This is a genomic window from Thermococcus litoralis DSM 5473, assembly GCF_000246985.2.
In the GTDB taxonomy this organism is placed as follows: domain Archaea; phylum Methanobacteriota_B; class Thermococci; order Thermococcales; family Thermococcaceae; genus Thermococcus_A; species Thermococcus_A litoralis.
In genome coordinates this window covers 882898-903101 of sequence record NC_022084.1, presented here as the reverse complement: position 1 = coordinate 903101, position 20204 = coordinate 882898, and the positions used below count along the sequence as shown (strand labels likewise).

25 protein-coding genes are annotated in these 20204 nt (G+C 40.3%); 12 read left to right on the top strand and 13 right to left on the bottom strand.

The window, feature by feature from the left end:
* Position 1 precedes the first annotated feature (1 nt).
* Complete coding sequence (locus OCC_RS04880; protein ID WP_004067321.1) at positions 2 to 607, bottom strand: acyltransferase; 606 nt, start codon at positions 605 to 607, stop codon at positions 2 to 4.
* A 63-nt stretch (positions 608 to 670) separates the two neighbouring features.
* Between OCC_RS04880 and OCC_RS04875 the strand changes: the two genes are divergently transcribed.
* From OCC_RS04875 to OCC_RS04860, 4 genes are read left to right on the top strand one after another with little or no spacing between them, the layout of a single operon-like run.
* Positions 671 to 1780 carry a glycosyltransferase family 4 protein gene (locus OCC_RS04875; protein ID WP_004067322.1) on the top strand — a complete coding sequence of 370 codons (1110 nt, stop codon included), beginning with the start codon at positions 671 to 673 and terminating at the stop codon, positions 1778 to 1780.
* A complete protein-coding gene (locus OCC_RS04870; protein WP_004067323.1) occupies positions 1777 to 2751 on the top strand; it encodes a glycosyltransferase in 975 nt (324 codons plus the stop codon). The genes OCC_RS04875 and OCC_RS04870 overlap by 4 nt, the downstream gene beginning before the upstream one ends.
* Positions 2729 to 3970 (top strand): glycosyltransferase, encoded by a 1242-nt coding sequence (locus OCC_RS04865; protein ID WP_004067324.1) that lies wholly within the window; start codon positions 2729 to 2731, stop codon positions 3968 to 3970. The genes OCC_RS04870 and OCC_RS04865 overlap by 23 nt, the downstream gene beginning before the upstream one ends.
* 8 nt (positions 3971 to 3978) lie before the next feature.
* Positions 3979 to 5127: a glycosyltransferase family 4 protein gene (locus OCC_RS04860; RefSeq protein ID WP_004067325.1), complete on the top strand. Its 1149-nt coding sequence runs from the start codon at positions 3979 to 3981 to the stop codon at positions 5125 to 5127.
* Here OCC_RS04860 and OCC_RS04855 read toward each other — a convergent pair.
* The 8 genes from OCC_RS04855 to OCC_RS04820 are packed head-to-tail and all read right to left on the bottom strand — an operon-like array spanning position 5117 to position 13720.
* Positions 5117 to 6214, bottom strand: coding sequence for a glycosyltransferase (locus OCC_RS04855; protein WP_004067326.1), 1098 nt, complete (start codon positions 6212 to 6214; stop codon positions 5117 to 5119). The genes OCC_RS04860 and OCC_RS04855 overlap by 11 nt on opposite strands.
* Entirely contained in the window at positions 6211 to 7116 is a 906-nt protein-coding gene (locus tag OCC_RS04850; RefSeq protein WP_004067327.1) for a glycosyltransferase, read from the bottom strand. Before OCC_RS04850 ends, OCC_RS04855 begins: the two co-directional genes overlap by 4 nt.
* Before the next feature lie 23 nt (positions 7117 to 7139).
* Positions 7140 to 8291, bottom strand: a complete 1152-nt coding sequence (locus OCC_RS04845) for a glycosyltransferase family 4 protein (RefSeq protein WP_004067328.1) — start codon at positions 8289 to 8291, stop codon at positions 7140 to 7142.
* Positions 8292 to 9302, bottom strand: coding sequence for a UDP-glucuronic acid decarboxylase family protein (locus tag OCC_RS04840; RefSeq protein ID WP_004067329.1), 1011 nt, complete (start codon positions 9300 to 9302; stop codon positions 8292 to 8294).
* On the bottom strand, positions 9299 to 10144 hold the full coding sequence (locus OCC_RS04835; protein WP_004067330.1) for a UTP--glucose-1-phosphate uridylyltransferase: 846 nt from the start codon (positions 10142 to 10144) through the stop codon (positions 9299 to 9301). Before OCC_RS04835 ends, OCC_RS04840 begins: the two co-directional genes overlap by 4 nt.
* Positions 10141 to 11424, bottom strand: a complete 1284-nt coding sequence (locus tag OCC_RS04830; protein WP_004067331.1) for a UDP-glucose dehydrogenase family protein — start codon at positions 11422 to 11424, stop codon at positions 10141 to 10143. The genes OCC_RS04835 and OCC_RS04830 overlap by 4 nt, the downstream gene beginning before the upstream one ends.
* Positions 11425 to 11439: 15 nt before the next feature.
* Entirely contained in the window at positions 11440 to 12690 is a 1251-nt protein-coding gene (locus OCC_RS04825; RefSeq protein WP_004067332.1) for a flippase, read from the bottom strand.
* 34 nt (positions 12691 to 12724) lie between these two features.
* A complete protein-coding gene (locus OCC_RS04820) occupies positions 12725 to 13720 on the bottom strand; it encodes a sugar phosphate nucleotidyltransferase (RefSeq protein ID WP_004067333.1) in 996 nt (331 codons plus the stop codon).
* Positions 13721 to 13841: 121 nt separating this feature from the next.
* Between OCC_RS04820 and OCC_RS04815 the strand changes: the two genes are divergently transcribed.
* The gene (locus OCC_RS04815; protein ID WP_004067334.1) at positions 13842 to 14795 is read left to right on the top strand and encodes an NAD-dependent epimerase/dehydratase family protein; all 954 of its coding nucleotides are present in this window, start codon (positions 13842 to 13844) and stop codon (positions 14793 to 14795) included.
* A gap of 108 nt (positions 14796 to 14903) precedes the next feature.
* Here OCC_RS04815 and OCC_RS04810 read toward each other — a convergent pair whose 3' ends face one another.
* The 3 genes from OCC_RS04810 to OCC_RS13100 form a co-directional block, all read right to left on the bottom strand.
* Positions 14904 to 16193 (bottom strand): ATP-binding protein, encoded by a 1290-nt coding sequence (locus tag OCC_RS04810; protein WP_004067335.1) that lies wholly within the window; start codon positions 16191 to 16193, stop codon positions 14904 to 14906.
* Positions 16194 to 16266: 73 nt separating this feature from the next.
* On the bottom strand, positions 16267 to 16533 hold the full coding sequence (locus OCC_RS04805; RefSeq protein WP_004067336.1) for a stage II sporulation protein M: 267 nt from the start codon (positions 16531 to 16533) through the stop codon (positions 16267 to 16269).
* Complete coding sequence (locus OCC_RS13100; protein ID WP_306298116.1) at positions 16530 to 16652, bottom strand: hypothetical protein; 123 nt, start codon at positions 16650 to 16652, stop codon at positions 16530 to 16532. The genes OCC_RS04805 and OCC_RS13100 overlap by 4 nt, the downstream gene beginning before the upstream one ends.
* A 449-nt stretch (positions 16653 to 17101) precedes the next feature.
* Here OCC_RS13100 and OCC_RS04795 point away from each other — a divergent pair, with 449 nt between their 5' ends.
* The 7 genes from OCC_RS04795 to OCC_RS04765 are packed head-to-tail and all read left to right on the top strand — an operon-like array spanning position 17102 to position 20019.
* The gene (locus OCC_RS04795; protein WP_004067338.1) at positions 17102 to 17632 is read left to right on the top strand and encodes an inorganic diphosphatase; all 531 of its coding nucleotides are present in this window, start codon (positions 17102 to 17104) and stop codon (positions 17630 to 17632) included.
* Between the two features lie 32 nt (positions 17633 to 17664).
* Positions 17665 to 18228, top strand: a complete 564-nt coding sequence (locus tag OCC_RS04790) for a DNA-directed RNA polymerase (protein WP_004067339.1) — start codon at positions 17665 to 17667, stop codon at positions 18226 to 18228.
* A 2-nt stretch (positions 18229 to 18230) separates the two neighbouring features.
* Positions 18231 to 18416, top strand: a complete 186-nt coding sequence (gene spt4, locus OCC_RS04785) for a transcription elongation factor subunit Spt4 (protein ID WP_004067340.1) — start codon at positions 18231 to 18233, stop codon at positions 18414 to 18416.
* A 1-nt stretch (position 18417) separates the two neighbouring features.
* On the top strand, positions 18418 to 18960 hold the full coding sequence (locus OCC_RS04780) for a GTP-dependent dephospho-CoA kinase (RefSeq protein ID WP_004067341.1): 543 nt from the start codon (positions 18418 to 18420) through the stop codon (positions 18958 to 18960).
* The gene (locus tag OCC_RS04775; protein WP_004067342.1) at positions 18950 to 19249 is read left to right on the top strand and encodes a 30S ribosomal protein S24e; all 300 of its coding nucleotides are present in this window, start codon (positions 18950 to 18952) and stop codon (positions 19247 to 19249) included. Before OCC_RS04780 ends, OCC_RS04775 begins: the two co-directional genes overlap by 11 nt.
* Positions 19250 to 19254: 5 nt before the next feature.
* Positions 19255 to 19419 (top strand): 30S ribosomal protein S27ae, encoded by a 165-nt coding sequence (locus tag OCC_RS04770; protein ID WP_004067343.1) that lies wholly within the window; start codon positions 19255 to 19257, stop codon positions 19417 to 19419.
* Between the two features lie 24 nt (positions 19420 to 19443).
* The gene (locus OCC_RS04765) at positions 19444 to 20019 is read left to right on the top strand and encodes a HemK2/MTQ2 family protein methyltransferase (RefSeq protein WP_004067344.1); all 576 of its coding nucleotides are present in this window, start codon (positions 19444 to 19446) and stop codon (positions 20017 to 20019) included.
* Here OCC_RS04765 and OCC_RS12580 read toward each other — a convergent pair.
* Positions 20006 to 20146, bottom strand: coding sequence for a hypothetical protein (locus OCC_RS12580; protein WP_004067345.1), 141 nt, complete (start codon positions 20144 to 20146; stop codon positions 20006 to 20008). The genes OCC_RS04765 and OCC_RS12580 overlap by 14 nt on opposite strands.
* Positions 20147 to 20204: the final 58 nt, after the last annotated feature.

Here is a 20204-nt window from a genome sequence, read left to right as displayed (position 1 = left end):
CTCACAAATCTTTTTCCCTTAGGTATCTTTCGTAATCCTCTCTTCTGATTTTAACTTCTTTCCCGCAGTGAGAGCACTTAAAGATGACACCCTCTTCATCCTCGCCAATTTTCTCCCTCAAGGGTCTCCCGCAGTAGCAGACAAACCCTCTTAGCCTTGCCGGGTTTCCAAAAACTAGCCCAAAGGGCGGCACGTCTTTTGTAACAACGGCTCCAGCTCCAATCATCGCATATTCCCCAATTGTAACTCCGCAAACAATCGTTGCATGGGCTCCTATGCTTGCTCCTTTCTTAACTAATGTTGGCACGACCTCCCAATCTTCGTTGAATGCCCTTGGGTAGAGATCATTCGTAAACGTCATGTGTGGGCCGAGGAAAACGTCATCCTCAACTTTAACTCCCCTGTAAACGCTTACTCCGTTTTGGATTTTCACATTGTTGCCGATCTCAACACCAACATCAATGTAGACGTCTTTTCCAATGTTGCAGTTCCTACCTATTTTCGCTCCTTTCCTTACGTGAGCGAAGTGCCATATTCTTGTTCCTTCTCCAATCTCTGCTCCTTCCTCAACAACAGCGGTTGGATGAACGAAATACTTTTGAGCCATTTGAGACACCAAATTTTAATAAAGCCGAAGAGTTATAAATTTTCGGTAGTCATGGGGGAAACCTTGAAAATCGCGTTTGTCTACGATGTAATCTATCCATGGGTCAAAGGGGGAGTCGAGAAGAGAATCTACGAAATAGCTAAGCGTTTGGTTAAAAGGCATGAAGTTCATGTATATGGATACAAACACTGGAATGGGGAGGATATACTTAAGGGGGAGGGCATAATTTACCATGGAACTATCAAACCCAAACAGGTTTATTCTTCTGGAAGACGGGCAATAATACCTCCTCTCCTGCACTCGGTAAAGCTGTTACCCCTCTTAAGCAAAGAGCGTTTTGATGTTGTTGACTGCCAGGCGGCTCCGTATTTCCCCTGCTATGCTTCTAGGGTTAGTAATTCAAACTTAGTAATCACGTGGCACGAGTTCTGGGGAAGTTATTGGCTAAAATATCTTGGAAAGGCAGGTTTTTTCGGAAAAATCATTGAAAGAGGATTATTTGTTTTAACTGACAATCACATAGCAGTATCTCTAAAAACAAAAAAAGATCTCCACAAAGCAGGTCTCAGAAAGAATATTTACGTGGTTCCCAATGGGATAGACTTTGAAAAGATTCAAGAGATAAAGCCTTCCAGCTATACCTCAGACATAATCTTCGTTGGAAGGCTAGTTAAGGAGAAAAATGTTCCTTTACTCCTAAAAGCCCTCACCGTAATAAAACAGGAAATCCCGGATATTAAAGCTGTTGTAGTGGGAGATGGCCCCGAAAGGGAATATCTAGAAAAACTATCTTTTAAACTTAATCTTCAGAATAACGTAAAATTCTTTGGGTTTTTAAGCAGATATGAAGATGTTATAGCATTGATAAAGGCATCCAAAGTGTTTGCGTTTCCGTCTCTTCGAGAAGGATTTGGGATTGTTGTTGTTGAGGCCAATGCAAGTGGCTTACCCGTAGTTACTGTTGATTACGAGATGAACGCCTCTAAGGAGCTCATACTAGAAGGGAAAAACGGATTTATTGCAAGAGCTGATGAAAAGGACTTTGCAGAAAAGATTTTAATTGCGTTAGAAAAAAGAGAGAGAATGAAAAAACCAGCCATGACAATGGCGAGCAAATACGACTGGAGTGAAATTGTAAAAAAGCTGGAAGGGTATTACAGGTGGGTAGGATGAGGTATGTTATTCTGGCAAGGAATTTAGACTCGAAGGCAGGAGGAATCGGTGTTTATGGAAGAAATTTAATCAAGAAGTTGGAAGCCAAGGGAATAGATGTTATAATATCTCCCAAGGAAAAGTTATCATACTTTAAATGGCTTCTTTTTGATGTTCCAATCTTCCTATTAAAAACAGATGCAGACGTCTACCACGCAATTGGAATTATAGAGGGTATACTTTTACCGTTCATAAAGCCAAGGTCAAAAAAATACCTTACAGTTCACGATTTAATCCCCCTAAAATACAGAGGGAGGGGATTCAGAAAAATTTTGGAGCGGTTCTTAGTTGGATTAGGATTGTTTTCAGCTAGGTTCTACGACAAAATCTTTGCTGTCTCTCATTTAACAAAACTCGACATGATTAGATTTGGAGGCATTGATGAGAATAAGATTAAGGTAGTCTACCAGCCCATTGATGATAGATTCTTAAAAACTTCCATTAGCGGGAAAAGATGCAAAACTTTTAATATTGGATACATTTCAAGAATGGAGGAATACAAGAGGCATGAACTTTTGATCAAGCTGTTTATGGAGTACAAAAATCCAAATGCTCGACTTTACTTGGCTGGAACTGGGCATCTCTTTAAAAAAATACAAAAATTAGTAGAGAAAGACAAGAGAATAGTTCTCCTGGGATTCGTGCCAGACGATAAGATAGTTGAGTTTTACGACATGCTTGATGTGTATATCCATCCCTCGAAGTATGAAGGATGGGGTTTGCCCATAGTTGAAGCAATTGCTAGGAAAAAGCCTGTAATAATTCTTGAAGATGCTGAAATACCAAAAGAGATCAAGCACTTATGTCTAAGTATTGATGAGCCAAATTTTAATATAGATCCACTTATTGCCAACCCAAAATACCTAAAAAAGGTAGGAGTGATCAAGAACAGGGCCTGGGGGCATATATATGAAAATTCTATTTGTCACTGAGTATTACCCCCCAATACATATGGGTGGGGCCGAAATTAGCCTAAAAATTTTAGTAAACAAGCTAGCTCAGTTAGGGCACGAAGTAACTGTTATTACTCCCAACTATACTAAGTACAAAACCGAAACTGAGATTTCTAAAAATTTGAGAGTAATAAGATTTAAATCCTGGCGGTACTTTTTATTTAAGAAACAGTTGCGCAAGATCTCTTCTGAAATTTATTTGCGAAAAAAAAGTTCATACTACTTCCAATTAAACGGATATATCAAGTTCTCCTCTTTTGAAATTATGAATGTCGTAAAAGAACTCCTCCAGACGGAAGACTTTGACGTTATCCATGCAAATAACTTAGAATCAATTTTAGCCCTTTCAAAAATCCAAGATGCTGACATAAAAGTTGCACATTTGAGGGATTTTGCACTACTCTGTTGGAATCGAGGATTAGATAATAACGGAAAACTATGCGAAGGATGCAGTTTAACAAACATACAGCAGTGTATGGGAGCAAACTACATACTTGGTTCAACTCTAGTGCACGAAATAAACAAAAGAAAAAACGTGCTAGGGAAATTTGATAAGATGCTTGCAATTAGCAATTTTGTAAAAATGGAGTTCGTGAAAAGGCTAAATGTCCCTACCAAAAAAATCTCTGTGCTTTACAATCCAATAAGTCCAGAAATAGTTCCCAATATTTCAAAAGAGGAGGCTCGACAATATTTAAACCTTCCAGAAGATAAGACAATTGTTTTATTCGTTGGAACCCTTACAGAGCTCAAAGGAGCCCATTTAATACCAAAGATAGCAAAAGAGGTACCTGGGCATTTGTTTGTTGTTGTAGGGGATGGACCCCTAAGAAAGATGTTTACTAAATCTCCCTTAAAAAACGTCCTCTATGTGGGGTACCAACCAATGGAGATACTAAGACACTACTACAAAGCCTCTGACATTCTTCTCGTGCCCTCTCTGTGGTACGAGCCCTTTGGGAGGGTTATCATAGAGGGAGCGGTCAATGGTTGTTACGTTGTTGGAAGTGATAAAGGTGCCATTCCTGAGCTTATTCACTGGATAGGATACGGAACATCTGTACCCCCTCAAAGCAAGTATTTCGCAGAAGCAATAAAGAATGCTCCCCAGACCGCTAAGCATGAGAAATTAAAAACAAAAATAATTGATTATTCCAACAAATACGGAGAGAAGTTTATAAAGGCAATCACGGAATAAAGAATTGTATGGACGAAAACAACCTCCTAGTTATCACAAACATATTCCCAAATGAAGATGGTTCCTACTATCAAGGAGTATTTGTAAAAGAACAGATAAAATTTCTGAAGGATTATTTTGATAATGTGTATGTTATAAGTCCCTGGCCCTATGGATATAAAATGTTTCTTAAAAATTATTCCTACGAGAACGTTTACGTATATTATCCTAGGTTTATTCACTTTCCCATAGGGTACTTTAGAAGAAGACTTGGGGAGAATTATTACAAGGCTATTCTAAAGGTAATAAAAAGAGAGAATCTGAAATTTAAGATTGTTCATGCTCATTTCACATGGCCGAGTGGATATTCTAGTGTAAAGATTTCAAAAAAATTTAAAGTACCGATTATTATAACAGTTCATGAGAATCAAGAATGGTTCCTACGGGAGTATAAGTCTAATAATAGAAAGATATACTGGAGTTGGAGAAACGCAGATGCTTTGATTAGAGTGAACAAAAAGGATGCTATATTGTTAAAACAATTTAATCAAAACGTTTATTCAATTCCTAATGGATTTAGTTCTGATAGACTTGTTACATTTCCGAAAGAAAAAGCTCGAAAAGAATTAGGAATTCCTACAGATTTAAAAATTATTTTTAGTCTGGGAAACCTTATCGAACGAAAAGGATTTCAATATTTAATTGAAGCAATGAAGATCATAATTAAACAAAGAAATGACATTCTATGTTTTATAGGTGGTGATGGTCCATTAAAGAAAAAACTTCAAAAACAAATACGAAAACTTAATTTACAAGAACATGTAAAACTTCTTGGACCAATTCCAGATGATAAATTAGCATTATGGATGAATGCGGCTGATCTGTTTGTTCTACCAAGCTTAAGTGAGGGCAATCCCACTGTTATGTTTGAGGCCTTGGGTGTTGGATTACCTTTTGTTGGTACCAAGGTCGGTGGAGTCCCAGAGATAATAACTTCCGAAGATTACGGATTACTATGTGAGCCAGCAAATCCACAAGATTTAGCAGAAAAAATTTTAACAGCCCTAAACAAAGAATGGAATAGAGAAAAAATAAGAAAATATGCTGAGCAGTTTGATTGGAAGAACATAGCAAAGCAAATTTTTAAAGTGTATGAGGATATTTTATCTAAGTATTGAGGAACTCTACTAGCTTATCTTTCAAATATTCCCAACTATAATAAGTCCTAACAAATTTTCTTCCAGAAACGGCTTTCTTTCGTAGAGTTTTTGCATCGAGAGTTAGGAGCGCGTTTGGAAGCTCTGAATTATCATCAATGAGAACAGCAAATTTCCCATTTCTCGTCTCATAGCTGAATGACCCATAGTTTACGGTAATTACAGGTTTGCCCATTGCAATGAATTCTTTCAATTTGAACGAGCTCCTAACAGTATCTGTAAATTTTTTACCTACTGGAACTACGCAGATATCCATAGCACTAATATAAAAAGGAATCTCTGAGTGCTCAACATACCCAGTAAATATGAACTTATTAGATACCCCTTTTTCTTCTGCATATCTCTTTAATGTTTCAAAGCCCTCTCCAAACCCAATAATTAGAAATCTGAAGTATTCAAGCATGTTCGATGTTTTTAACTGTTCAGCACAGTCAACTAACTCTTTTCCAACAAAGGTGTTTTTTCTCCTGCTTATTCTACCAACAAATCCAACGACTATTTCATCATCCCGAATTCCTAACTTTTTTCTCATCTTTTCTCTTTCTTCGTCATACTTTTGCTCAGAAATTTGCATATCTACACCGTTTGGAACATAGATCACATTACCCCTATTTTTCCCTAGATGAAGAGCTATCTTCTTGAGCTCTGGGCTTACAACGACGACTTTATCTGCAAGTTTTATGGCTAAATATTCCCAGAATGAAATTTCCCAGGATCTGGGTTTATTCTTTCTAAAATCCACAAATGCATCATCCCAGTCCACTACTAATGGGGTTTTCTTTAATAATTTTGCAATAATCCCTGGGATTGAACTTGCTATTAAGGGAGCAGAGACATAAAGAATATCAACCTCAAATCTTGGATCTAATACAGTCATTATGTTCCTGAGGATTATAGAGATTTTCTTAACAATTGAGCCTTCCCATTCAATTGGAATAATTTGACGTGTTCTGATATTTTTGTCTTTTATATCGCCCAGTAATTTCTTTAGTCGGATAGAAGTTGCATACTTCTCGGGCAACCCGTATACAACTCCAATACTTCTCATTTCTCTTCCTCCATTTTAAGAATCTTCCTTGCCTTTATTTGCCCATATCTGTTTGCAATTACTGCAATTAAAAACAAAGCAAGCATTAATAGTTTCCCATCTTTTAATATCATGAGGGGGATGTTGTAGTTAGGCGCCGCTCTAATATTTTTCAGTTCGTCTTTGTTAAAAAATGACTGCCACTTTTTTCTAAAATAGTAATTTCCTATTCCCCTATTAACTTGCTGCTTCCAAAATCCTTTAAGAGTGTAGTCTTGGATGTGAATAGCCTTTAGTGGAATAAATGCAAATTTGTAACCTTTTAGAGCTATTCTGAGTTTTAAATCGGCATCTTCCCCAGCAGCTACTGGAAATGTTTCATCAAATCCACCCACCTCCTCAAGAACTTCCCTTTTATATGCAACGTTACAAGTTGCTCCTCCAAAAGTTTCAAAACTTCCAATATAAATGGTTCTTGGCATATTGTAAGCAAGCCTGGACATATAAGCCTCATACCTTGCGAAGATATTCTTTTTGAGAATTTCTTCAGGGGCTTCTACATAACCACTTACCGCCACAACTTCAGGATATTTGCTAAAAACATTCAAGAACTCTCTAATCCAATTATTAGGAACAATTACATCATCATCAACAAAGAATATTATTTCTCCTCGGGCATTTTTAATCCCAAGGTTTCTAGCCGCAGCAGGTCCTTTATTTTGTTGCCTTAATATTCTTAGGTTTTGGATTTCTTTTCTTTTCTCTTGAAGAAACTCGTAAGTTCCGTCTGTTGAACCGTCATCTACTACAATTATCTCATATCTTTCCTTGGGGTAATTTTGATTTACAAGAGCCTTTAAACATTGCTGTAACTTTTTCTTGCGGTTATAAGTTGGAACTGCAATTGAAACATACGTCTTCATCTAAACCCCCCGTAATAGATTATTTAGAGCAGGCCAAACCTTTTAAGTTCATTATATAAATTCTCCCCATAATTGTACCAAGTATACTCTTCCACATGTTTTCTGGCGTTTTTTCCCATTCTCTTGACCTCAGACGGGTTATCATAGAAATATTGAATTCTGTCTTTTAGGCTTTTGACATCTCTAATCGGTATCACAAATCCATCCTTTTCATCTCGTACTATTGAACCACTATTATATGTAACTACGCTTGGCAACCCAGAAGCCATAGCTTCGTAAGTCACTAATGCAGATCCTTCCTCGATAGATGGGAATACAAACACATCAGACTCTCTAAGTATGGGGACAATATCCTTAACCCTACCAGTAAATATAATACTTTTGAGTTTGCTGTACTTCGCAATAATCATTTTAACATCTGGAGAAATCGCTCCAACTACATATAGTTGAGCATCTTTTAAATTAAGCTCACTCCAAGCTTTTAAAAGATAAGGAACACCTTTTCTTATGCTAACAGTGCCAACGAATACTGCTCTAAAAATCTCATTGTTATAATTATCTTTAGGTTGAAACTTTTCTAAATCCACACCAAAAGGTATCTTAATAAGCTTCTCTTCTGGGATCCCGTTCTTTATGAAAGTCTCTTGAACAAAATCCGAAGGGATTTTTATAAAATCCGCCTCTTTGATTTCTTTTAGGGCTTTCAGATAAATTTTTTGGCTTCTAATCTTAAAGGGAATGTTCCATTTTCGATACTCCTCCTCCAATATCTTTAGCTGATAGAGAGGATAGGAAGAAGCACACTCCACAATTGTCTTAATCCCTAACTTTTTAGCTCTTTTAATTTGATTTAGACTCATATTCATCCATCCGTAAAACACTTCAGCCCCATCTACATAGCGGGATGCAATACTGTCAAACAAATTATTCATAACCTCATACTGAGGCAATACTGGAAATATTCTTGCTCTTGTAAAACCAAGAGGCATGTCTAGATACTTTAAGTATTTTAGTCTTTTGATTTTCGAGCTTGGAACCTTATTCTGCTTATAATCATAAGCTATTGCATACCTTAAGGCTCCATTTCGATACAATCCTTCCACTTCATAGTATGCGGTATCCCCTATCCCTCCTCCGAAAAGAACCGTTCCTATTGTATAAATAACTTCAGACAACTAAATTTCCCCCTTATACCACTCTATTGTCTTTTTGAGCCCTTCTTCGAGTTCGACCTTTGGTTTCCAGTTTAGCAGTTTTTGTGCTTTGCTAATATCTGGGCATCTTCTTGGGGGATCATCCGGTGGCAGTGGGTGGAATTCTATCGGCGAATCAGAATTAGTAAGCTTCTTTATAATATGAGCAAGCTCAAGAATACTAACCTCCCTAGGATTCCCTAAATTCACAACTTCCCCATTACCATTCTCCAAAACGGCAAACTTCAACACTCCCGTTATAAGATCAGTAACATAGCAGAAGCTTCTCGTCTGGCTTCCATCTCCAAAAACCGTAATTGGCTCCCTATTTAAGGCTTGGCTTATAAACCTTGGGACTACCCTACCATAAACTCCATCAGCCCTCATTCTCGGCCCATAAGTGTTGAATATTCTAACTATTCTAACGTCAACTCCATATTGTCTATGATACGCCATAGTGATGGTTTCTCCGAGCCTCTTCGACTCATCGTAGCAACTCCTAATGCCAATTGGGTTCACGTAACCCCAGTATGTTTCAGGAGTTGGAACAACATCAGGCTGACCATAAATTTCGCTCGTTGAGGCAAAGATAAAGCGGGCATCGTTTTTCCTAGCTAACTCGAGCATGTTCCTGGTCCCAAGGGTGTTTGCGTCTATTATCTCTAGGGGATAGTGCTCAAACTCAAAGGGTGATGCCCTTGAGGCGAAGTGAAAAATATAATCTAACTTTTCCTTAATCTCCAAGGGTTTCGAAACATCGTGCTCTATAAATACGAAATTCTCCTCACTAGCTAGATGAGAGATGTTTTCCCAACGACCACTTGCAAAGTTATCAACACAATAAACTCTTGCCCCAAGCTCAATTAAAACATCGCAAAGCCAAGAACCCAAAAACCCAGCACCACCAGTAACTAGGGCAATCTTACCCTTAAAATCAGCCCTATCTAATGCTCTTACAATGTCTCTTACATCTGACCTTATCAAGTCCATCATATTCTTTCCCCCAATAAAGATTTCATAAGTTCTCTTAGCTTTTCCCCGATTTCTTCATCCTCTAATCCCAACTCGATATTTGCCCGTAGCCAGTCAAAAATGTTGCCAATGTCATAACGCCTGCCCTCAAACATATACCCATAAATGTCAATTCCATCTTCAATCATGAGCTCGAGCGCATCTGTCAACTGAATTTCTCCTTTTCTATCTGGCTTAACTATCTCAAGATACTCAAAAATTTGGGGAGTTAAGATATACCGCCCCAATATGGCGAGGTTCGAGGGAGCACTTTTTGCATCCGGCTTTTCCACGAGATGCTTTATCTTGAATATTTCCCCATCCTCTGCCCTACTCACGATTCCATAGAGCGAAACATTCTCCCAGGGCACTTCTTCAACGGCTATTAAAGGCGCATTGATGTTTTCATAGGCTTTTATGAGTTCAGCTGTGCATGAGGGAACTGTAATGGTATCCCCCAGAAGGAGAGCGAAGGGTTCATCGCTAACAAATGCTTCCGCATATTTGATAGCATCTCCTAATCCCCTTTGTACTCTCTGTCTAGCATAATAAATATTTATATCATCAAGAATTTCATCCAATTTGTCAAGATGTGGATTTTTCACGTCATGGCCATATCTATCGAAGTGATCTTCGATTGCTCTTTTGTGTTTTCCCGTTATTATCAAAACTTCTCGTATCCCAGCCTCATAAGCCTCTTCAACAACATATTGAATAGTTGGCTTTCTTACTACTGGAAGCATTTCTTTTGGTTGTGCTTTAGTCAGTGGTAACATTCTTGTCCCAAGACCTGCGGCTGGAATGACTGCTTTCCTTACCCTCACCAGCATACCCCCTCATAAATTCTTGCAGTTTTCTCGGCAGCCCAAATTCTCCTTCCATCAATAACAATTTTTCCAGAATAATCTAGCTTTTCGAACTCGTCCCACTCTGTAACTATCAAAATAACACCAGACTTTTCAAGAACTTCTTCAGCTGAACCAGCGTACTCTATCTTCTCTCCCACATCCGGATAAAAGCGCTTGAAATTCTCCATGGCCTTTGGATCATAGGCTATAACGTGTGCTCCTTCTTCCAAGAGTTTCTTAATTATAATGTAAGCCCTAGTTTCTCTTACATCATCAGTGTTTGGCTTGAATGCTAAGCCGAGCACTCCGACAGTTTTTCCTTTTAACTCTGGAACGTGCTTCTTCAAGAGCTCAATCATCTTTAGGGGTTGTCTTTCATTAACTTCCATGACAGCCTTGAGAATTATTGGATCCTCTCCCAGTTCTTCCGCCTTCCTAATTAAGGCTCTGACGTCTTTTGGAAAGCATGAGCCACCCCAGCCAATCCCAGTCCTGAAGAAGTAGGGGCTTATCCTATGATCCAGGCCAACTCCTTCAAAAACTTTCCAAGAATCTATTCCAAGTTTTTTACAAATGTTTCCTATTTCGTTGGCAAAGCTGATTTTTGTTGCTAGGAAAGCGTTTGAGGCGTATTTGATCATTTCAGCAGTCTTAATGTCAACAATAAGTTTTGGCGCGTCAATTGGCTCGTAAAGCTTCTCCAAAACTTCTTTGGTTTTCTCATCCTTAACTCCAATGACTATCCTATCAGGGTTCAGGAAGTCTCTTAATGCTACTCCTTCTCTTAAAAACTCTGGGTTCATTGCAAGGCCGAAGTCTTCAAAGGCTTTTTTTCCTGAGTACTTTTCGATGTTTGGTTTTACGACTTTTTCGGTGGTTTCTGGGAGGACAGTGCTTTTAACTATAACAACATGGTAATCCTCCTTCTCTTTCAAAGCTTTACCAATTTCTTTTGAAGCTTCTTTAATATAAGTTAAGTCAATTGATCCGTCTTCTCTTGATGGAGTACCTACACAGATAAACGTGGCATCAGAGTTTAGGATTGCTTCTCTGTAGTTTTTGGTTGCATAGTATTTGTCCTTGAATTTTTTCATTAATTCTTCGAGGCCCTCCTCGTAAATTGGAGGCTTGGCATTGTTGATCATTTGGATTTTTCTTTCATCCACGTCAACGAAAACGACTTTATTCCCAATCTTGACAAAGCCCATTCCAGTAACAAGACCAACATAACCAGAACCAATAACGGAAACCCTCATTTTGAATCACCCCATTTATTTGAACGTTGTTTGTTTAAAAGTATTTTTTACAGACAGAGCTGAGAGAATAAGTGCGAGTCCTTGTGTGCATAATGTTGCTATCGCTGCGCCTTCTGCTCCATAATTCAAAATAAGGATATAATTGAGCAGAACGTTTAATAAAGCCGTTACCCCTGTTATTTTGGTAAAAATCAACTCTTTTCCAGTTGCATTTAAAAAACTCCCAAAAAGAGAATTCAAAAACATAAAAGGTATAGCAAAAGAGAGAATTCTAAGCACTGGAACACTCGCTAGGAAATCCTCACCAAACACAATAATGATACCCAAGCGAGCAAAGACAAAATACCCTGATAAGCCAAAAACACCCACCACCGTCAGCATTTGAAGGCTCCTCTTAAAGAGAGCACTCAGCGTTTTCATATCTTGCTCCCACAGCCTCGCTATTGAGGGCATCGTTGTTGAGACAACAATACTTGGGACAAATAGGGAAACTTCAATCAAGGTATATGCCGCTCTATAGATTCCGGTCTCGTAATCCCCCCTCATTAAGCTCAGCATCACCATGTCCGTACGGTAATAGATAAGCGTGAAAAGCCCAATTAGCCAGAAAGGGTACGATTTTTTCAAGATAGAGAGCCATATCTGGGGATTAAACCAAATGTTGATGTTTTTGACATATCTAACTCCCCATTTCATCCTTAAGAGCTCTCTAATTATGTAGCCAATGAGAAGTGCAAGTATAAAAGGTGAGAGAGATCTGTACAAGTAAAGAACGGCCCCTCCAACAAAAAACGCCCAAAGCCTCTCGACTGTTCTTGCTATGGCCTCATACTTTGTCACTTCATGAGCATACATAAGGTTTACAAACACATAGGAGACCCAAGTAAGCACAGCCTCAGCCCCGACCAGTAGTATAAGGGCTTTAATCCACCTTGGTTTTGGGAGGAAGAGAGTTAAAACAACTATAACAACAAAATTAACCAACGCAAGCACAATCTTAAGCCCCAACACATCTGGAAGAAGCTTATCAGCCTTGCTTCTATCCCTCGCAACCTCCCGCATAAGATAGTAGCTGACTCCCAAGTCCGAAAAAATCCCCAAAAGTCCCACATAGTAAAATATGAACGAGTACTGACCAAGCCCTTCTGGGCCGAGAGTTCTGCTCAAAATAACTATCACACCATAAGCTAGGAGCTTCGAAATAACTTCAGCACTAAAGAGCCAGCCCGCGTTTTTAAGCAACTTCAATTTTAAACTCTCAGTCATGACAACTTCTCAATAGAAGAGAGAAATTAAAAACCTAATCCCCTCTCTGTATTTTTGCATGTCCACCAACCAAACTTTTCTTGAGCTCGAGGTTTCTTATCTCGCACTTCTCATCGATTATGGAACGCCATATCGTGGAGCTCCTTATAATAGTGTTGTCAAAGACTATCGAGTCGCTCACATCTGAGTTCTCTATGATGCAGTTCTCGCCTATGTAAGTGTAGGGCCCAACTATCGACCTGCCCAAAATCTTTGCACCCCTCTTTATGACCACCGGAGGAATGATCTTTGAATAGGGGCTTATTTGAATCTCCTCAATCTGGCTCTCCTTCAAAAGCGTCTTCATTGCCTCAAGATAGCTGTCCGCGGAGCCTATGTCATACCAGTAGTCATCGAACTTGTAAGCGTAGACCTCAACCCCTTTCCTAAGCAGCCACTCTATGAAATAACCCGGAGAATCTCTGTTGCCATCTTTAAGGTATTCATCAACCATCCCAATGATCTCCTTCGGGAGTGCATAGACACCAGTGCTTATCAGGGTCGACTTTGGTTGCAGAGGTTTCTCTTGGAAATCAACCACCCTATCTCCTTCAAGAACAACAACTCCGTACCTTTTTGCAAGCTCGAAGTCACCAACGTCGTAAACGGCTATGAGCGGCTTTCCATTATAGCGCTTCAAAAACTCATCTAGGGAGAAGGAGAAGAGGTTATCACCGGCAACTATTAGGTAATCATCGAGGCCGAGTTTAGAGATAGCGTATCTAATTGCCCCAATGGTCCCCAGCTTTTCCTCTTCACTAAGTGTTTCCTCGACGATGAGCTCGACGTTGTTTTCTTCCGCCCACTTCTTGAAGTGCCTCTCAAAGAACTTGTTTGTTGACACGTAAACCTCTAAACCAAGTTCCTTGGTTTTCTCAAGAATGTAATCAATGATATACCTATTCCCAACAGGTAAGAGAGGTTTGGGCTTCCCCTTTGTTATCGGCCACAACCTTGTTGCATACCCGCCGGCCATGATTAGAACCTTCATATTTTCTCCCCCCGTAGACTTTCGGGTTATGATGCTCTCTTGCACACTATTACACAGTAAAATACTAAAAACTTTTCCTAAAGCTTAAGAACTCTCCAGTAGGAATTAGTGTGGTGATAGAATGAAAGTTCTCGTAACTGGTGGTGCTGGGTTCATAGGCTCTCATCTGGTTGATAAGCTCATGGAAGAGGGGCATGAGGTTAGAGTCCTCGACGACTTAAGCGCTGGGGATTTGAAGAACATCGAGCAGTGGCTTGGTCATGAAAGGTTTGAGTTCATCAAGGGCGACATGCGAGACGTAGAGGTCGTAAGAGAAGCCGTGAAAGGAGTTGAGACAGTCTTCCACCTTGCTGCAAACCCTGAGGTGAGGATAGGAGCCCAAAGTCCAGAGCTCCTCTATGAGACCAATGTCTTAATCACATACAACCTCCTCGAGGCGATGAGAAATGAAAATGTTAGACTTCTCGCTTTTACCTCATCGTCAACGGTTTACGGGGAGGCCAAAAAGATTCCAACGCCAGAGGATTATGGCCCGATGGAACCGATAAGCGTTTACGGTGGGGCTAAGCTAGCTGCTGAAGCCCTGATTTCTGGCTATGCTCACACTTTTGACATGAAGGCTATAGTTTTTAGGCTTGCCAACATAATTGGAAAGCGCTCAAACCACGGGGTCATCTATGACTTCATAAACAAGCTCAAGAAGAACCCGAAGGGGCTGGAAATCCTTGGAGATGGGACGCAGAGGAAGAGCTACCTCCACGTGAGCGACACCGTCGAGGCGATGCTGCACCTCTTCAATGAATTCCTCAAGGAAGATAAAACTTACGACGTCTACAACGTTGGAAGTGAGGACTGGATTACCGTGAAGGAAATAGCGGAGATTGTGAGCAGGGAGATGGGATTAAACCCAGAGTTCTACTTTACTGGTGGCGTCGATGGTGGGAGAGGATGGAAGGGCGATGTTAAGGTAATGCTCCTGAGCATTGAGAAAGCAAAAGCTAGGGGCTGGAAGCCAAAGATGAACAGCAGAGAGGCCGTTGAAAAGACTGTAAGGGAGCTTTTGGGAAAGGAATAATCCTTTAGTCTCTCCACAATAAAAATATCGCGGTTAAAGTCAGGAGAATAATCACGAACAATATGGTAAAAATTGACTAACCTCTGACTTCCTCAGAAGAAAAAATGTCTAGAGTGATAAGAGCCACTTCCACAGGGGCACAACCCTGATTTCCTTACCCTTTTCTCTAATTAGTTCCTCTTGATCCCATGTTATGAGGAGCAGATTCCCACATTTGAGCTCTTTTGAAGCTTCGATTAGAGCTGAGATTTCTCTTTCATAGTTACTGTGATTAAGCTCGTGAGTAACCTGAATTATTTGTTTGACTGTCCCGTTCTCTCGTACAACAAAATCTGCTTCCTTTCCATTCTTTGTTCTATAGTAGAATATGTTTCTATTCGGCTCCAAGCCTGATTTTAAAAGTTCGGTAAAGACTAAGTTTTCCAACAATCTTCCCTTATCTTCAACACCCAGGATCGTTAAAAGTCCATTGTCCACTAAATAGGGCTTAAATCCATACAGCTCCTGAAGTTTGTATGACTTTATCAGAGGTCTGAGAGGATAGAACACAAGCGAATCTTCCAAGTATTCCAGATAGTTTGCAACCGTTGTCTTTCCCACGTTAATGCCAATGCCCTTCAAGTTTTTATATGCTTTGGAAATTGAAAGATGGGTGGAAAATGCGAGCATCCTGAAGAGGAGCTTCAATGCCCTGATATTAGCAATTCCCCATCTTTCAATGATATCTTTGTAAATCGTTAGGTCGATTATCTCTCGGAGGATTTCCCTTCTGAGGGAAAAATCTAACACGACCTCGGGATAGCCTCCCCAAAGGAGATACTCCCTGAGCAGCTTTTTGATTTTTGCCTCTTCATACGTGGAGTAAAAGGGAGCAGGTCTTATATTCCGTGATTTCAATACTTCTTTGAATGAAAAGGGATAAATTTTTAGAGATATACTTCTCCCCCTCAGTTCGGTTGCAATTTCCTTAGATAAAAGTCTGGAGGAAGAACCCGAGACTACTACCTGCTGATTTTTATCAAGTAGGAATCTCACAAACTTTTCCCAGTTGTCTACTGTTTGAACTTCATCCAAGAAAAAATAGTTGCGCTTCTTTGCGTTTTCAGGAAATAGAGAGTAGTAAACGTCCAAAAGATTCAGCAGATCTTCAAGTGTGGTGCCTATTGTCCTTGGATCCTCCAAATTGATATAGAGCGTCTCGTCTTTTCTGATCCCCTGTTTTAAAAGTTCTTTGATTATCTGAAACATGAAGTAAGTTTTACCGGCTCTCCTGGGCCCAATAATGACTAATGCTCTCTGAATTTTAGGCAGGGTGTAGTTTACATCCCTTTCAATAAGCTCGACATCCCATTCCAAATAATCCCTTATAATTTTGCCCCAAGTCTCCTTTGATATCATGTACTAGATATAGTACTAGTGATTTATAAAGATTTGTACCGTAAATGGTCCAACCTTAAAGTAGTGAGTGCTATCAAGCCATGTGTACAGCTAATTTTAACGTTATTTCTGCCTCAATTACTGCCGCAATGAAAATTAATGCTATTGAAATCCCAACGAGCTTGAAAAACTCTTTGGTGTCTTCTTCAGTTATTATTTCCTCCTTTTTGCCTAAGGCAAACCTCAACAGCTCGTAAGGGATTTTAAAGCCCGCAGCTCCGGCAATGATCAACGCTGGAATCTCAAAGATGCCGTAGGGGAGAATTAGAAGGAGGAAAGTTGTAACATCGTTTAGAATCAAGCTTCATAAAAGATAGTTCCCAAATTCATGCCATTAATGACTAAATTCAAAAAACTCATCCCTCCTAAAGTAAGAGTTCCTCCAAAAGACAGTAGCAGAATAGTCTGGAGATTGGTCATGAAAATAAAACTAAATGATATATTGTCAAATTCCCTTAAAAATGGATGTGTACTCCAACAATTTGCCAAAACAAAATCGTTAGACTGATAACAATCCCTGAAATAATGCTTAATGCAAATTCCTTCGGAGTTATTTTGTGCCTCCCTAAAGTAAGTATAAAAGTTCATTGTTCCCACCGTATGTCCTTATGGCACCAAAGCCGCTCCAACATATGGGCAAAGACGTGCAAGTCCTCTTGCTCCCACTTTAAGTGCTACATGATATATTCCTCCTTGACAAACATCACACCAACAAGACTGTCAAAATACCAGAACCAGAAACCATCATACAACTCTTCTACCCAACCTAAGCGACAACTTTAAAAACCAACTTTAAAAGCTAAAAGCAGAAGCCAACTTTTGGGTTAGGTTTATAACTAAATCTTCTGAAAACCAAAGAGGTGATTGAGATGAATCCATTCCACGATTTAGAGCCTGGACCGGAAGTACCGGAAGTTGTTTACGCCTTAATAGAGATTCCAAAGGGGAGCAGAAACAAGTATGAGCTTGACAAAAAGACCGGCCTTATAAAGCTCGATAGAGTTCTTTACAGCCCATTCCACTACCCGGTCGACTATGGAATCATCCCACAAACATGGTACGATGATGACGACCCGTTTGACATCATGGTCATAATGAGGGAGCCAACATATCCGGGAGTTCTTATTGAGGCAAGACCAATAGGCCTCTTCAAGATGATAGACAGCGGCGACAAGGACTACAAGGTATTGGCAGTTCCAGTGGAAGATCCCTACTTTAATGACTGGAAGGACATAAGCGACGTTCCGAAGGCTTTCCTTGACGAGATTGCGCACTTCTTCCAGAGATACAAAGAGCTCCAAGGTAAGGAAATCATTGTTGAGGGCTGGGAAAACGCAGAGAAGGCAAAGCAAGAAATACTTAGGGCAATAGAACTTTACAAGGAGAAATTCAAGAAGTGATTCTCCTCTTTTAAAATTTTGGAGGTAAGAAAATGTACAAGCTCATTCAGGTCAAAGACGTTGTGAGAATCCCTCCGAAAATGTTCACAATGGATCCAAAAGAAGCCGCTAAGATAGTTCTGCGAGAGGCTTATGAGGGGATTTATGATAAAGATGAGGGTGTTATTTTGGCAATTCTTGACGTTCACGAAATTAGCGAGGGAGTAATAATCCATGGAGATGGTGCTACGTATCATGAGGCCGTCTTTGACGTCCTTGTGTGGAAGCCCGAGATGCACGAGGTTGTTGAGGGAGAGGTTATTGATGTTGTTCCCTACGGTGCTTTCATAAGGATCGGCCCTATGGATGGTTTGGTTCACATATCCCAGCTTATGGATGATTACGTTGTCTTTGACGAGAAGAATGCTCAATTCGTTGGAAAGGAGAAGGGCTACATCCTGAAGCTTGGCGATGCTGTAAGGGCTAGGATAATAGCCGTCAGCGAGAAGAGCAAGATAATCAGAGAGAACAAGATAGGCCTTACCATGAGACAGCCCGGATTAGGAAAGTTCGATTGGATACAAAAAGAGAAGAGAAAAGCCCAAAGTGGTGAGTGAGAATGACCGAAAAGGCCTGCAGGCACTGTCACTACATAACTAACGAAGATCGATGTCCCGTTTGCGGAAGTAGGGATTTGAGTGATGAATGGTTTGACCTCGTCATAATCCTTGATCCCGAAAATTCCAAAATAGCTCAAAGGCTCGGAGTGAAGGTTCCAGGGAAATACGCCATAAGGGTCAGGTAGAATGTCCCGGGAATTTTACTTTAAACTCACAGAAGATCTCAGGAAGGAGCTTAAAAACCCTATAGGTAGGTTAATCAAGGGAGAAATGCCGCAGCCTTACTTAATCTCCCGGAGAGAACTTGAGAATGCACCTTATTTAGTTACAGTTGGAGATGTGGTTACTGAAAATGTCCTCAGGCTCGGTATAAAGCCCTCTATCGCTATCTACGATCACAAAACTAAGAGAAGAGAATATGAACCCGACATTGAGCTTGGAGCGGTTGTGCTAACTACAAAAAATCCGCCTGGAACAATAACGAAAGCTTTATTAAATGCTATCAAAAAGTCCTTTGAACTTGCCAAAAGGGGAAGAAGGGTCTACATAAAGGTAAACGGTGAGGAGGATTTAGCCGCCATTCCGGCCGTCCTCTATGCCCCTGAGGGGACGTTGGTGGTTTACGGGCAGCCGGATGAGGGGATAGTACTTATAAAGGTCACACCCGAATGTAAGCGCAGATGCGCTCAACTGCTTAGAAAAATGGAGGTGGTTTACGATGGAGATTAGGGTTATCGAGACTAAAGAAAACAAGCTCCTCGGAAGAAAGGAAATATACTTCGAGATCATCCACGAAGGTGAGCCAACTCCTTCAAGGAAAGATGTTAAAGGAAAGCTCGTTGCAATGCTCGACCTAAACCCAGAAACAACGGTTATTCAGTACATAAGAAGCTACTTCGGAAGTAGAGTCAGCAAGGGCTATGCTAAGGCTTATGAAAGCAAGGAGAGGATGCTTTACATAGAGCCCGAGTACATCCTGAGGAGAGATGGGATAATACAAGAAGGAGAAGGGGAGTGATGTAAATGGCCAAGAAGCCCTCCCAAAAATGGAAGCTTTACGAAGTCAAGGATGGAAAAGTTACAAGAAAGAACAGGTTCTGCCCAAGATGCGGTCCCGGTGTTTTCATGGCAAACCACAAGGACAGATGGACCTGCGGTAGATGCGGATACACAGAGTGGAAGAAGTGATCTCTTTTCTTTTTCGGTGTTTTTATGATTTATCGCGGTCTCAAAATTAAGCTCCATCCTCAGGTTTATGAGCCCGCTGAGGACACTTTTTTGCTAGCTGAGAATCTGAAGGTTAAAGAAGGGGACGTTGCCCTTGATGTAGGCACTGGAACCGGGATAATAGCCCTTTTAATGGCCAAAAAAGCCAAGTTCGTTCTTGGAGTGGATATCAATCCAATTGCAGTTGAACTTGCAAAGGAAAACGCAAGGCTAAACGGTATAACCAATGTCGAGTTCCGGCAGAGCGACCTTTTTGAAAACGTTGAAGGGGAGTTTGACATAATAACATTCAACGCCCCATATCTCCCGGGCGAGCCGGAAGAACCTATAGATCTTGCCTTGGTTGGAGGAGAGAGCGGGAGAGAAGTCCTTGACAGGTTTCTTGAGGAGTTTCCTAATTATCTCAAAGAAAATGGAGTCGTTCAGATAGTTCAGTCTTCAATAACCGGCATAGAGGAGACCCTAAAAAAGCTTGAATCCAAGGGCTTCATTGCAGAAATAACGGCTAAGGAGAGATATTTCTTTGAGGATATTGTGGTTATCACGGCTAGGCGAGCCTGATTCTCGGGAGCTCTTGGATAAACCTGACTTTAGGCTTTGATTCTATCTCGCTCTCTTCCTCAAAGAATCCCTTTTCAAAAACCCTCTCCCGTGTTTTGATTGTAATCCTTGGTTTTAGTTCGTGCATGGGAATTGAGTGGACACAATAGTATTTAAGTCTTTCGCCGAAATATTTTTCGACAGTG

Excerpts from the sequence above, each read along its gene's own strand:
- OCC_RS04880 (WP_004067321.1), bottom strand. The coding sequence starts at position 607 with ATGGCTCAAAAGTATTTCGTTCATCCAACCGCTGTTGTTGAGGAAGGA.
- OCC_RS04870 (WP_004067323.1), top strand. The coding sequence starts at position 1,777 with ATGAGGTATGTTATTCTGGCAAGGAATTTAGACTCGAAGGCAGGAGGA.
- OCC_RS04865 (WP_004067324.1), top strand. The coding sequence starts at position 2,729 with ATGAAAATTCTATTTGTCACTGAGTATTACCCCCCAATACATATGGGT.
- OCC_RS04860 (WP_004067325.1), top strand. The coding sequence starts at position 3,979 with ATGGACGAAAACAACCTCCTAGTTATCACAAACATATTCCCAAATGAA.
- OCC_RS04855 (WP_004067326.1), bottom strand. The coding sequence starts at position 6,214 with ATGAGAAGTATTGGAGTTGTATACGGGTTGCCCGAGAAGTATGCAACT.
- OCC_RS04850 (WP_004067327.1), bottom strand. The coding sequence starts at position 7,116 with ATGAAGACGTATGTTTCAATTGCAGTTCCAACTTATAACCGCAAGAAA.
- OCC_RS04840 (WP_004067329.1), bottom strand. The coding sequence starts at position 9,302 with ATGATGGACTTGATAAGGTCAGATGTAAGAGACATTGTAAGAGCATTA.
- OCC_RS04830 (WP_004067331.1), bottom strand. The coding sequence starts at position 11,424 with ATGAGGGTTTCCGTTATTGGTTCTGGTTATGTTGGTCTTGTTACTGGA.
- OCC_RS04825 (WP_004067332.1), bottom strand. The coding sequence starts at position 12,690 with ATGACTGAGAGTTTAAAATTGAAGTTGCTTAAAAACGCGGGCTGGCTC.
- OCC_RS04820 (WP_004067333.1), bottom strand. The coding sequence starts at position 13,720 with ATGAAGGTTCTAATCATGGCCGGCGGGTATGCAACAAGGTTGTGGCCG.
- OCC_RS04815 (WP_004067334.1), top strand. The coding sequence starts at position 13,842 with ATGAAAGTTCTCGTAACTGGTGGTGCTGGGTTCATAGGCTCTCATCTG.
- OCC_RS04810 (WP_004067335.1), bottom strand. The coding sequence starts at position 16,193 with ATGATATCAAAGGAGACTTGGGGCAAAATTATAAGGGATTATTTGGAA.
- OCC_RS13100 (WP_306298116.1), bottom strand. The coding sequence starts at position 16,652 with ATGACCAATCTCCAGACTATTCTGCTACTGTCTTTTGGAGGAACTCTT.
- OCC_RS04795 (WP_004067338.1), top strand. The coding sequence starts at position 17,102 with ATGAATCCATTCCACGATTTAGAGCCTGGACCGGAAGTACCGGAAGTT.
- OCC_RS04790 (WP_004067339.1), top strand. The coding sequence starts at position 17,665 with ATGTACAAGCTCATTCAGGTCAAAGACGTTGTGAGAATCCCTCCGAAA.
- spt4 (WP_004067340.1), top strand. The coding sequence starts at position 18,231 with ATGACCGAAAAGGCCTGCAGGCACTGTCACTACATAACTAACGAAGAT.
- OCC_RS04780 (WP_004067341.1), top strand. The coding sequence starts at position 18,418 with ATGTCCCGGGAATTTTACTTTAAACTCACAGAAGATCTCAGGAAGGAG.
- OCC_RS04775 (WP_004067342.1), top strand. The coding sequence starts at position 18,950 with ATGGAGATTAGGGTTATCGAGACTAAAGAAAACAAGCTCCTCGGAAGA.
- OCC_RS04770 (WP_004067343.1), top strand. The coding sequence starts at position 19,255 with ATGGCCAAGAAGCCCTCCCAAAAATGGAAGCTTTACGAAGTCAAGGAT.
- OCC_RS04765 (WP_004067344.1), top strand. The coding sequence starts at position 19,444 with ATGATTTATCGCGGTCTCAAAATTAAGCTCCATCCTCAGGTTTATGAG.
- OCC_RS12580 (WP_004067345.1), bottom strand. The coding sequence starts at position 20,146 with ATGCACGAACTAAAACCAAGGATTACAATCAAAACACGGGAGAGGGTT.